At 48.5% G+C, this 12,559-nt stretch carries 13 protein-coding genes; 9 read left to right on the top strand and 4 right to left on the bottom strand.

Annotation, left to right across the window (positions count from 1 at the left end; genetic code table 11):
• Positions 1-2: 2 nt before the first annotated feature.
• From B067_RS0100775 to B067_RS21075, 9 genes are all read left to right on the top strand, one after another.
• Positions 3-1,220 (top strand): type II secretion system F family protein, encoded by a 1,218-nt coding sequence (locus tag B067_RS0100775; protein WP_019528135.1) that lies wholly within the window; start codon positions 3-5, stop codon positions 1,218-1,220.
• A gap of 330 nt (positions 1,221-1,550) precedes the next feature.
• Complete coding sequence (locus B067_RS22220) at positions 1,551-2,159, top strand: type II secretion system protein (RefSeq protein WP_019528134.1); 609 nt, start codon at positions 1,551-1,553, stop codon at positions 2,157-2,159.
• Between the two features lie 33 nt (positions 2,160-2,192).
• Positions 2,193-2,696, top strand: coding sequence for a type II secretion system protein (locus tag B067_RS22215; protein ID WP_019528133.1), 504 nt, complete (start codon positions 2,193-2,195; stop codon positions 2,694-2,696).
• Between the two features lie 37 nt (positions 2,697-2,733).
• The gene (locus B067_RS22210) at positions 2,734-3,219 is read left to right on the top strand and encodes a type IV pilin protein (RefSeq protein ID WP_019528132.1); all 486 of its coding nucleotides are present in this window, start codon (positions 2,734-2,736) and stop codon (positions 3,217-3,219) included.
• The gene (locus B067_RS21080; protein ID WP_019528131.1) at positions 3,209-3,784 is read left to right on the top strand and encodes a type IV pilus modification PilV family protein; all 576 of its coding nucleotides are present in this window, start codon (positions 3,209-3,211) and stop codon (positions 3,782-3,784) included. The genes B067_RS22210 and B067_RS21080 overlap by 11 nt, the downstream gene beginning before the upstream one ends.
• Positions 3,785-4,600 carry a PilW family protein gene (locus B067_RS0100750; protein WP_019528130.1) on the top strand — a complete coding sequence of 272 codons (816 nt, stop codon included), beginning with the start codon at positions 3,785-3,787 and terminating at the stop codon, positions 4,598-4,600. It begins immediately after the preceding gene.
• Positions 4,597-7,554, top strand: a complete 2,958-nt coding sequence (locus B067_RS0100745) for a DUF6701 domain-containing protein (protein WP_019528129.1) — start codon at positions 4,597-4,599, stop codon at positions 7,552-7,554. Before B067_RS0100750 ends, B067_RS0100745 begins: the two co-directional genes overlap by 4 nt.
• Entirely contained in the window at positions 7,554-7,946 is a 393-nt protein-coding gene (locus tag B067_RS0100740; RefSeq protein WP_019528128.1) for a pilus assembly PilX family protein, read from the top strand. The genes B067_RS0100745 and B067_RS0100740 overlap by 1 nt, the downstream gene beginning before the upstream one ends.
• 31 nt (positions 7,947-7,977) lie before the next feature.
• Positions 7,978-8,400, top strand: coding sequence for a hypothetical protein (locus B067_RS21075; protein WP_019528127.1), 423 nt, complete (start codon positions 7,978-7,980; stop codon positions 8,398-8,400).
• 9 nt (positions 8,401-8,409) lie between these two features.
• On the opposite strand, the gene B067_RS0100730 is transcribed toward B067_RS21075, so the two are convergent.
• From B067_RS0100730 to B067_RS0100715, 4 genes are all read right to left on the bottom strand, one after another.
• Positions 8,410-9,054 (bottom strand): outer membrane beta-barrel protein, encoded by a 645-nt coding sequence (locus B067_RS0100730; RefSeq protein WP_019528126.1) that lies wholly within the window; start codon positions 9,052-9,054, stop codon positions 8,410-8,412.
• A gap of 67 nt (positions 9,055-9,121) precedes the next feature.
• Positions 9,122-10,534 carry a nitrogen regulation protein NR(I) gene (glnG, locus tag B067_RS0100725; protein WP_019528125.1) on the bottom strand — a complete coding sequence of 471 codons (1,413 nt, stop codon included), beginning with the start codon at positions 10,532-10,534 and terminating at the stop codon, positions 9,122-9,124.
• On the bottom strand, positions 10,531-11,682 hold the full coding sequence (locus B067_RS0100720; RefSeq protein ID WP_019528124.1) for a two-component system sensor histidine kinase NtrB: 1,152 nt from the start codon (positions 11,680-11,682) through the stop codon (positions 10,531-10,533). Before B067_RS0100720 ends, glnG begins: the two co-directional genes overlap by 4 nt.
• Before the next feature lie 231 nt (positions 11,683-11,913).
• Positions 11,914-12,471, bottom strand: coding sequence for a DUF4124 domain-containing protein (locus B067_RS0100715; protein ID WP_169335531.1), 558 nt, complete (start codon positions 12,469-12,471; stop codon positions 11,914-11,916).
• Positions 12,472-12,559 lie beyond the last annotated feature (88 nt).

The following is a 12,559-nucleotide window of genomic DNA, read 5'->3' as shown; positions in this document are numbered from 1 at the left end:
CCATGGCGCAGTTTAAATACAGAGGCAGGGACCGCGGCGGCGAGCTAGTCTCCGGTACCTTAGAGGGCTTGTCGGTGGATGCGGTGGCCAGCCAGCTACAGGGGCGCGGGGTAACCCCCATAGCTATAGCCGAAACCGTAGAAAAAACGGCTTTAGAACTGCCTAGGCTGTTTAAGCAAAAAGTCGCCCTGGAAGAACTGATTATGTTCAGCCGCCAAATGTATAGCTTAAATCGGGCAGGGGTGGCGATTAACCAGTCCATACGCGGTATGGCGGCATCGGTTAGCAACGAAACCTTAGCCAAGGTGTTGCTTGATGTGGGTAATACCCTCAACACGGGTGTGGCCTTATCCAGTGCCCTGCGGCGCCACGGAGATGTATTTGACGATCTGTACGTCAATATTGTGCAGGTGGGTGAAAACACCGGTAGATTAGATTTAGCCTTTCAGCAGCTGGCGCAATATTTGGCCTTAGAAAAAGACACTAGGCGGCGTATTAAAACCGCCGTGCGCTACCCCATGTTTGTGCTTATCGCTATTAGCATCGCGATAGTGATATTAAACTTATTCGTGATACCTGTGTTTGCCGATATGTTTGCCAAGTTTGGTGCCGACCTGCCTTGGGCCACTAAGGTGCTAATAGGCACCTCTTGGTTTTTTGTCAATTACTGGCATCTATTGGCAGTGGGCATAGTATTAGTGGTTTTTGGGGTACGTTATTACTTACAAACCGATGACGGTGAGCGTTGGTGGGATAGAAGCAAGCTGCGCGTACCCTTAATCGGCAGCATCTTAGAGCGTTCTATGCTGGCGCGTTTTAGCCGCTGCTTTGCCATGATGTTGGGTTCGGGGGTGCCGCTAATACAGGCGCTGGATTTAACCGCCAAGGCGGTGGGCAATCGCCATATAGGCGAAAAAATTAGTGGCATGCGCGATGGCATACAACGGGGCGAGAGCTTGCTACGCACCTCCACCCAATCACAGATGTTTACCCCGCTAGTGTTGCAAATGCTACAAGTGGGCGAAGAAACTGGCCAGATTGACGAGCTATTGGCTGAAGTAGCGCTGTATTACGAAGAAGAGGTGGATTACGACCTGCAAAACCTCAGCAGCATGATAGAGCCCATATTAATCGTGTGTATAGCCGGTATAGTGATGGTCTTGGCGCTGGGTATCTTCCTGCCTATGTGGGACATGATGAGTGTGATGCAGGGAAAATAAGGTGAGTCGCTAGTTGATAGTCACTAGATGAACGGCAGAAAGTAGTTGACAGGCGCTAGCCACGAGCAAAAATTTTCTAGAGACTAGAGACTAGAGACTAGAGACTAGAGACTAGAGACTAGAGACTAGAGACTAGAGACTAGAGACTAGAGACTAGAGACTAGAGACTAGAGACTAGAGACTAGAGACTAGAGACTAGAGACTAGAGACTAGAGACTAGAGACTAGAGACTAGAGACTAGAGACTGAATTACAAATTAATGTAAAGTATTAGAAGTAAACCCTAAATTATTGTCTATACTTGCAATATTGCGATGAGTACAATGAAAAAATGAATAAAAACAAGATTACAGCAGGCCGAAAGCAAGCGGGTTTTACCCTTATCGAAATGGTAGTGGTGATCGTGCTTATTGGTTTATTGGCGGCTCAGGCGCTACCGCGGTTTTTAGATGTCACCGAACAGGCCGAAATTGCCAGTTTAGAGGGCATGACGGGAGGCTTTGTCACCGGCATCAATATTGCCCGCGCCAAGTGGTTGGTGGATGGTTTTAAAGGCGGCAGCAATACCTCGCCCAGCAATAAAGTAGCTATTAACCTGGATGGCAAAATTATTTATATGAATGAGTCGGGCTGGCCTGCCAATACTGATCCCGCCAGCGACGCCTCGGAAGATAGCCAAACCGCCACCGAGTGTGTAGAGGTGTGGTTAAGCGTGATGCAAACCGCACCAGCTATCACCACCAACCCTAACGACAGGGTGAATGCCAAATATTTTGCTTCGGTAATCGATCAAGCGGGCGGTGATGACACCGGCAATACCGCCGATATATGCCGATACGAATTAATCGTTAATGGTAAGCCCAGTGCCGTGGCCACCCATTACTTTGATTATGATTTAGCAGACGGCGAGGTGATTATCACCAAGCCCAACCTTAACTAGTATTATAATTTTTATAAGAAAGAGAGGAACACCATGAAACAACAACAATCGGGTTTTACCCTAATCGAATTGGTAGCCGTTATTGTGTTACTAGGTATATTGGCTGTGACGGCTTTGCCGCGTTTTATTAACTTGCAGGCGGATGCGAAGGAAGCAACTTTGCAGGGTATTAAAGGCGCTATTCAAGGAGCCGATACGCAAATTTTTGCTAGAGCATTATTGGATTCTAAGACAAGCGGTGTTGCCCAAATTGATAGCGATGCAGATGGTACCCTCGATATTTATGTTACTAATGGCCACATCAATGCTTACTCTTTAGGTTTAGGTACCCCGACGGCTGTTGATATAGATGGAGAAGGCTTTCTACTTGGTGGCGCGTGGACTACAGATACAACAATGGCTGCTGCGCCTCCAACTACAGCTGGTGGTGTAACAGTTTACATGGGATATTCAGCAACTTGCCGTCTAGAGTTTACTGAGGCAACAGCTGCAACAGATATTCCCGATGTAGTAGTGACAAAATCGAATTGTAATTAATTCAGAGCAAATTTTTGCTCTTTTTTGTTGGCCGCCTATGAAAAACCCAAAAGCAGCCAGCCAATCTGGCTTCACCCTCATCGAGCTCGTTTCGGTGATGGTGTTGCTAGGTGTTTTAGCCGTTGCGGCTATTCCCTCCTTTACTGGCACTAACGATTTCTCGGCTTACTCCGCGCAAGATCAAATTATTGCCGCTGCTCGCATGGCGCAACAGCGTGCCATGTACGATAGAAACCCCAGCTCTTGTTACTTTCTCGATATCACCAGCAACGTCATTTCTGTGGTGCGTTTAGCGGGCCCTATTTTTGAAAAAATTGGCCCCACTGAAGAATGGCGCAATGGCATAGTGGTTGATGCCGATGTAGCCATAGTGGATACGCGAATATTTTTTGATGGCTTGGGCAATGCTCTTGATGGCTGCCCTTCGGTCGGTACGCAATTTTCCCTTGAACAAAAAATAAACATAGCAGCTATGGGCTTAGCGGTTTGTGTCAATCCGGTAGGGTATGTACATGCCTGTTAATGCGCGCCGCGCTAAGCGCGAGAGAGGTTTTACCCTTATCGAGGTGATTGCTTCTATGGTCGTTACCGCTTTAGCATTTACTGCCTTGGCTAACTTCTTCTTTAATCAAGCCCCGCGTGCCATAGAGCCTATATTTCAAACCCGCGCTGCCAAATTAGGCGAGGCTTTGGTTGATGAAATTTTGGGCCGTCCCTTTGATGAAAATACCCCCGTGGGTGGTGTACCCGCCTGCGATGCTGTAGGCGCACCACCTTGCACCATCACTATGGGCCCAGAAGGTGAATCCAACCGAGCTGCCTATGACGATGTTGATGATTACAATGATTATTGCAGCGGCCTTTTTGATATTGAAGATGCCTTAGGAAATAAAACTGCCGATGCCGGTAACGCCTTGGAAGATTTTGGTCGCTTTCAAATGAATATCTGTGTTGTATATGATGGCAACTATGACGGCACAGCAGATACTAATCACAGCGCCAAATTAATTATCGTTAAGGTATTCCCCCCCGGCGTATCTGGCGCAGGCACGGCCATCACCTTTAAGGTGTATAAGGGGAATTTTTAAATGATCCCCACTATAAAAAAAGCGCAGGGCTTTACCTTAGTCGAATTAGTCTCAGTGATTGTATTGCTAGGCTTACTCTCGGCCGGGGCGACTATATTTATAGGCGATAGTGTACGTATTTATAACGACAGCACGCGCCGCGCCGAATTAACCCAGCAGGGTCGCTTTGCGGTAGAGCGGGTGAGCCGTGAACTACGCAGCGCCTTGCCCGGTAGCATAAGGGTAAAGGATGAGTGCATAGAGTTTGCCCCTATCGCTGCCGCCTCCTCTTATCTGAATTTTGTGGCCGATGGTCACTATGCCCAGCTACAGGCTGCGGGTTTTAACTATACTGCAGACACTGATCAGCGAGTGGCGGTGCATAGCATAGAAAACAAAGATGTTTATCAATATAACCGCAAAGCGGTAGTGGATTTGGGTTCAGTGGCGGGTGCTTATACCGATCTACAGCGGCAAGTTAACTTTACTAATTTCACTCCGCCCGGCCATAAGTTTCGCAGTGAATCCAGTTCTAAGCGTTTTTATATAATCAACGAACCGGTAAGTTTTTGTGTGCGCAATAAGGAACTGGTTCGTCACGATGGCTATGGCTGGCTACAAAACCAAGCCACTGATGTTGCCACGCTAGGCGTGGGGTTCCCTTTGGCGGTGGATATACAGCTCGTTGATATCAGTGCGGTTACGCCGTTTACTTACACGCCAGGGGTGTTGGCTAGAAGCGCTGTTGTACATGTGGACTTTCGGTTTAGCAATGCCCAAGCCAGTAATGAATGGGTACGCTTTAGCCACGAAGTGTTTGTGAGGAATGTGCCGTGAGAAATGCTCAGCGCTTAAATAAATATACCGCTGTCATTAGTTTGATGTTGTTATTTATTTCGCAGCAATTATTTGCGGCCTGCTCTTCTTATGTAGGCTTAGCTAGCATTAATGAAGTTAGTAAATATAGATCAAATGGCCGTAATCATGCCAATGACTTAGTCGAGCTTAAATTACTAGACACCAATATACCTTACAGCGTGTATTCAAATTGGCGTATACGAATTTGCGAAAATAGTGGCTCAGGCTGTACCAGCCAAATTAGTGTAAGCAGTTTTTCCGATACCACACCTCCTTGGTTAGTGTTGAAAGGTGCAACCTTACCCGGTGACTATATAAGCTTTGATGACGGCTTTGATATTTTATTCACCGATGCCAGTGGTAATACCATTGACTACTTAACCTATGATAGTTATCAGCCGCAAAAAGACAGTAGCTGTTTTGCCACTTTGCCTTACGATACGGCCAGTGGTAAATCCGGTGGCGGTGAAAAGCGTATACGCCGCAAACCCGATGGTACTGGCGATTGGGATTTTGTAACGGCGCAGTCTACCGGTGATACCGAAGACGATACCAATGATGACGTACCTTCAAATGCACCTAGTTTAACTGTCGCCGATATTACCGTGGCCGCTGGTGATACGGCCGTATTTACCTTAACGCTGGATGCTAGCTACGGCAGTAATATTACCGTTGACTATGAAACGGTAGATGGCACGGCAATATCGGGTGTGGACTATACCGGCACTACGACTACTCAAACCGTTACCATACCGGCAGGCAGCACTACGACAACAATTTCTATTCCTACAGCAAGCGCGGGCAGCGGTGTATTTCGCTTATTAATCAGCAATGCCAGCGCGGCGGTGATTACCGATCAAATAGCAGAGGCGACTATAGATGTCCCTTCCGGTCCCGATCACTTTGATATAGATCACAACACTAATGCTATTTATTGCCTCAACACTCCGGTAACGGTTACTGCTGAGAATGCAGATAATACAACTTACGAAGATTATAACGGGACGATCACATTAGATACCAATAGTGGCATAGGTACTTGGACGTTGTTAACAGGTGAGGGCAGCTTTAACGATGCTACAGCTAACGATGGCATAGCGACCTACACTTATAGCAATGTCATAGGCGCTGATGATAATGGCGTCGCGGTGTTTAATTTAGATCACGGCGACACCGATACTACGGTACCTTTAAGTATTAATATTTCAGCGGACGATGGCAGTGCCAGTGATGATGACCTAGAGGGCAACCTTAACTTTTCTGAAAGTGGTTTTACTATTACCGGCAGTGCTTTGGTGAATAACCCACCTAATACCATAGATACAAATCTTTCTGTGGTTGCTCAAACGGCGGGCAGTGATTTTGCTATTCACATTGCCGCCTTTGGCACTACTCCTTCAGATCCAAGCTGTGGTGTGATTGAGTCTTACCAAGGTGTTAAAAGTTTAAACTTTGCCCATAGCTACGCCGACCCTACTACCGGTAGCTTATTGCCGACTATTAATGGCAATGCTATTAGCTCAGCTATAGATGTAACTTTTGTAAGTGGTCAGGCTTCTATTACCGAAAAATATAAAGATGTAGGTCAAATACTATTAACTGTTACTGATGGCAGTACCGCGGGTAGCAGCAATCCGTTTGTTGTTAAACCAGCAAGTTTTGAAATACAAATAGCAGGTAATCCAGCGGCCACCGATGCATCAGGTAACGCGTTTATAACCGCAGGCACTGATTTTCCAGTAACGGTATTAGTGTTGGACGCGGAGGGTGATATTACTCCTAATTACGGTAACGAGAGTGCGCCAGAATCAGTTAGCCTCAGTCACGCCTTGGTGGGACCGGGGCCGATAGCTGCCGAGGCGGGTATTTTAAGCGGCTCTTTAACAAAAACAGCTGACGGTACTTACACCGGTAATTACAGTTGGGATGAGGTCGGTATTATTGCGCTTACTGCGGGTGTGGCCAGTAGTGATTATTTGGGCGCTGGTAATGTTACCACCACCTTAGATTATGTCGGCCGCTTCACCCCTCATCACTTTATCGTGGATACAGACGCCATATTGCCAGGCGGCAGTGGTTACTCCTATTTAGGCCAAGAGTTTATCGCCCAGTATGAAATTCATGCGGTGAATGCCAATGGCGTACGCACCAAAAACTATACCGGCCTTTACAATAAACTCGATATTAATAGCCAGATTAGTTATGGCGCAGTAGATGATGTAGGCGTCTCTTTAAACTCACGGTTAACACCGTCAGCGATTATTGCCACCATGGCTGACGGTAAATCGGGTGTGATTAGTGTGCCCCTAACCATTGCGCGCAATGCCAGTGCCGTTGATGACCCTTTCAATGATGTGGTAGTGGGTTTGCTGATTACCGATAGCGATGGCATTAGCCAGCTGGCTACGGCTTTAGATATAGATACAGTTGCTCCAACCGGGGATGACCACCAGCAATTGGGTAGTACACCCATGGATTTATACTACGGCCGTGTGTATATACCGCCCGCCTACGGCCCCGAAACGCCTGCAGGTAGCTTGGACCTACCTTTTGAGCTGCAGTATTGGGATGGCACGGCCTTTGTGACTAACACTAATGATAGTGACAGCCGGTACGATGCTTGGACTTATACTTGTGATGACCCTGACCCGCCTACTGCGGATACCTTAGAATGTTATGTTGATGCGCCGCTCATTATTCCCGGTGCGCCCGCTACGGTGAGTGGAGGCCTGCCTGACAGCGCCAAGCACATCACTATTACTAGGCCGGGTGCAGGTAATACCGGCAGTTTAGAGTTTACTCTCACAGTCGATAGTTGGTTGCAATACGACTGGGATGCCGACGGTACTTTTTCCGATAACCCTAGCGCCCGCGTTACTTTTGGTTCTTATCGTGGCCATGACAAAATTATTTATTGGCGCGAGACTGAGTGATGAGTAACAAAAAAGCACAACAGGGTATATCTCTTATTATTGTGGTGTTTATTTTAGTGGCACTTAGCATTTTAGCGGCGGCCATGGTGCAGGTGCTTACCGCCAGTAGTGCGTCGGTGGCGCGTGAGGTATTATCGGCACGCGCTTTTATGGCTGCTGAAAGTGGTGCTCAGCGGATGTTAAATGATATTAGCACTACGGGTAAGAATGCCTGTGCAGCTCCTTTTAGTTTTACATTCTTGGCTCTAGAAGGTTGCGGTGTAGTTGAGGGTGAATGCATTTTTAGAGAGATTGCTGGCGATATTTATTATACGATTACCAGCGAGGGCGTTTGCGGCCCGGCGACTGAGCAGGCATTTCGCAGCATAGAAGTACAAGCTAAAAACCTATAAAAACAATAAACAATAAAAATGAGGATGTATTATGTGGTGGTTGTTATGTGCAGTATTGGCCGCAGCAGTATTTTTTACCCTTAATAATAAAAAAAACCTTAAAGCTCCCGTTACAAGAAGTCAAAAATCACCCAAGCGTGCAGCGGGGCGTGTAGGAGTGCGTGCAGGAATTAGCCCCGCCGAAAAAGCACCAGCTAATCCATATCATGCCATTAGTGTCTGTTGCGAGGAGCATGCCTGTGCGGCGGCAATGGCTAATCAGAGTAAGCGTTACTTGGTGGGGGATGTGCCCTCGCTGCCTTTGGCGGGTTGTTCGGTTGCGCGTTGTGCATGCCGTTATCAACATCACGATGACAGGCGCGAGCAGGAGTTGGATAGGCGTTTAAACTTTGGCCTTAGCCAGCAAATGCATGATGATGATCGCCGTGAGCGCTGCGAACGTCGCAAAAAATAACGCTAGCCGTTAAAAGCGATAGCTAACGCCTAAGTAGTACACATCAATTTTTTGTTGTTGGCTATCTCTAAAGATATAGCCATTTTTGGCGGTGATAATATCGGTGTCGTGGTAATAGCGCTCCCAGCCTAAACGAAAGCGCAGTTTTTCAAGTTGTGGCGCGCTATAGCTAAGCCCAGCCCCAGTCAGCCAAGCGCCATCGCTTTCGTCATCATCACCTTCTATTAAGTTGGTGTTAGGGTTGATGTAGTGATACTCCTGATAAACACTCACCAAGCCCAGCCCTAGTTGGCCATAAACCGCTAAGCCAAAATCGCTGGGGTACTGGGCGATCACAGAAAACATTAACGCGCTAAAGGTGGTGTCTATATCGACTTGGGTATTTTTGGCTTCATGTTCACCTAAGCTGGTCAGTGCGGCTTCGGCCATGAAGTAGCGGTTAAATTGATAGCCGCCGTATAAGCGTGTGAGGTTGTGGCTTTTACTCACTCGCAGCTGCTCGAATAACTCGCCATCATCATAGTCGCTAGCGCCAAAAGCCAAACCTGCATAAGCCCCTTTGTGGGTGTTAGTGCGGGAATTTCCTGGCTCGGCAGCTAGGGTGACGTTAGTTAAGGCTGAGCAAAGCAGAAGGGGCAGTAGGGCCTTTTTCATGTAACCACCTATGGGCAATAGGGTGAAGTGATGCCTGTAGTATAGCTATAGTTAGCTTGCTTGCCGGTTAGCTCATGTTTAATTCCTGCATTTTTCGGGTAAGGGTGTTACGCCCCCAGCCTAGTAGTTTTGCTGCTTCTTGTTTTTTGCCCTTGCTGTGGTTTAGCGCTGCAGTAATCATTAAGGTTTCAAATTCGGGCAGTGCCAGTTTGAGTATATCCTGCTGGCCCGAGCTTAGCGCTTGCTGTGCCCATAGACTAAGGCTTTGCTGCCAGCTACTAGTAGTAGCTGCCGTGTGGCTGTTTAGGCGGTTGGGGCTGGTTAGCTCGGGGGGCAGGTCGCTAAGATATATTTCATTACTGGCGGCCATTACCGTAATCCAGCGGCAGGTGTTTTCTAGTTGTCGCACATTGCCCGGCCAATCCAGTGAACATAAAAACTGTTCGGCTTCCGGGCTGAGTGTTTTGGTTTCACTGTTTAGTTCTTTGGCGGCCTGTTGTAAAAAATGTGTGATCAGTTGCGGTAAGTCTTCACGTCTTTCACTGAGGCGCGGCAGGTGTATACGTATCACGTTAAGGCGGTGAAATAAGTCTTCGCGAAATTTTCCTGCGGCGACTAGCTGCTCCAAGTTTTGGTGGGTGGCGGCAATAATACGTACATCCACTTGTATAGGAATGTGGCCACCTACCCGGTAAAAAATCCCATCGGCTAATACCCGCAATAAACGGGTTTGGGTATCGGCGGGCATGTCGCCTATTTCATCTAAAAATAAGGTGCCGTTATTGGCTTGCTCAAAGCGCCCCTGCCGCACGGCATTGGCGCCGGTAAACGCGCCTTTTTCGTGGCCGAATAATTCCGACTCCATTAAGTCTTTGGGTATGGCGGCCATGTTGAGGGCGATAAAGTTTTTTTGCGTGCGCGGGCTGTGGGTGTGCAAGGCGTGGGCCACCAGTTCTTTACCGGTGCCCGACTCGCCGTTAATGAGAACGGTGATATTAGATTGTGACAAGCGCCCTATGGCTCTAAATACTTCTTGCATGGCGGGGGCTGCGCCGATAATTTTACTGCTGCCACTGTTCTTGGCGACTGCCGGTGGCTGGCTGTGTTGCTGGGCGTGAATAAGAGCACGTTGAGTGACGGCCACGGCATCGTCTACATCAAAGGGTTTGGGTAGGTATTCAAAGGCACCGCTTTGGTAAGAGCTAACTGCGCTGTCTAGATCGGAATGGGCGGTAGTGATAATCACCGGTAAGTGAGGGTGGCTACTGCTGAGTTGATCCAGCAGGGCTATGCCGTCTAAGCCGGGCATGCGTATGTCGCTAATAATGGCTTGGGGTTGTTGCTGTTTGAGTTGCTGTAGTAAATCTTCTGCGCAGCTAAAACATTGGGTGCTGATGTCAGCTTGGTTAAGGGCTTTTTCTAATACCCAGCGTATAGAGCGGTCGTCATCCACTACCCAAACGGTGCTGGCGTCATTCATGCGTAGTCCTTGTTGTTGTTATTGCTATTGCGGCTCTGGGTTATGGGGATGTATAAAGAAAAAAGTGTTTCACCGGCTCGGCTATGGCATTCAATTAAGCCTTTGTGTTGGTTGATAATATTTTGCGCCAGCGATAAACCTAAGCCTGTGCCGTTAGCTTGGCCGCTGACCATGGGCAAAAAGATGCGGCTGAGTAGTGGCTCCTCTATGCCGGGGCCGTTATCACTAATTTCTACATGGCAGACCAGGCGATGGCGATGGCTGCCTATCGTAAATTGGCGCAGCACCCGTGTTTTAAAAATAATTTGCGGCTGTGGTTTTTGATCTGCTTGTAGTTCTGGATCTGGTTGCGGCTCTGCTGGTGTTATGGCTTGGCGTTGCAGGGCTTGCATGGCGTTGCGGGCGACATTTAGCACGGCTTGGATGAGCTGTTCTTTGTCGCCGGTAATGTCGGGGGTGCTGGGGTCGTAGTCGCGCAGTAGGGTGATTTGTTGATTGGTTTCAGCATCGATTAACTGCTTTACGTGCTCTAAAATCTCGTGAATATTAATGGCCTGTAAATTGGGCAGGGCGTTGGAGCCCAGCATGCGATCTACCAAATTGCTGAGTCGGTCGGCCTCATCAATAATAATATTGGTGTAATCCTGTAGCTCATTATTGGGTAATTGCTTGGCCAGTAGTTGTGCCGCGCCACGCAGGCCACCTAGAGGATTTTTGATTTCGTGGGCCATGCCTTTCACTAAGGTGTGGGCGTTTTCCTGCGCTGCCAGCAAGGCCTCTTCGCGGTTGATGCGCAGCACTAAATCCAGCGGTTGTAGCTCGACGATAAGTGCGCTGACTTGATCTTGTTTGTAAGTGGGGGTGACTACGCAGTCCACCGTAATCAGGCTGCGGTTATTGAGCTGTAGTTTGGCTTCGCGCTTGGTAAAGGTGTTGTAGCTGCGCATGGCATGCAGCAGGCCATTATCGCTGGGGTCCAGTTCGGTAAATAAGCTATCGATGGCCTCACCTATCACTCGGCGGCCGCTAATCTCCAGCAGCGCTTCGGCGGCGGTATTAATATAATTGACGGACAAATCGGGGCGCACCACCACGATGGCGGTTTTGAGATTATCGAGAATATTAATATTTAGCTGCGATGCCGACATAGTCTTGGATACTTGTAGGGGTGACAGGTGGTTGTGGTAATACCTAACGCTATTTTGAAATAGACAACCTTGCAATATTCAATCCAGCTTGTTGCCAGCGGCGCAGGGCACGGGTTTAGTGCTGCTCTGTGCTATGCGGGGCAGATGCTAATGGGCAGTATAAATCATAACGCACTAAAGTGGTGCGTTATGATTGGGTTGCGCATGGAGCTGGGTGTGTGGAGGGGCGACTCAGGGTGCAGAGCGGCTATTTCTACCGGGGTTGAGTAGGCTGGGGCGCTGGGCGGTAAGGTTTACCGGGGCACTGCTGATCAGCACATTCCCTTTTTGGTCGACTATGGTGGCGCTAAGGCTGTGCTCGCCGCGCTCTATGCTAGCGACTTGGCGGCTTAAGCCGCGGCCAGCGCTATGCAGTTGGCCGTTTATAAATAGCTGAATTTTGTGGCCTTGCAGCAGCTTGGGTTGCACGCTAAGGCTAACGTTAAAGGGGGCCAAGCCGTTACCTATATGGCTGCCATCGCGGGGGCTGGTAATGGCAAAGTTGCGGTAGATCGCATCGGGTTTTTGCGGCTTAGTGCTGGGTCGAACAGGGGATACGGTTACGGGCTTAACAGTGTTAGTTTGTTTTATCTCCACCGGCTGGGCGTCAGGTTGGGGTTGATCGCTAAACTGGGGGTTACCGTGTTCGTCTATGGTTTTATACACCTCGGCATAGCCTTGGCTGCACAGTGCTAGGCTGGTAAGCAACAAGCCGGCGGTCAATAGGTGGTGGCGTAGGTTGCTGTGCATGGCGGCTCTCTTCATAAGTTGGGTAATTAACACTTACTTGTAGCATAGCGTTATAGACTCGCTAGTGCTGTATTTGTTCATAGTGCTT

Source organism: Dasania marina DSM 21967 (assembly GCF_000373485.1).
Classification (GTDB): Bacteria; Pseudomonadota; Gammaproteobacteria; order Pseudomonadales; family Dasaniaceae; genus Dasania; species Dasania marina.
The sequence above is the reverse complement of the archived record's forward strand: the minus strand, read 5'-3'. Positions and strand labels throughout refer to the sequence as shown.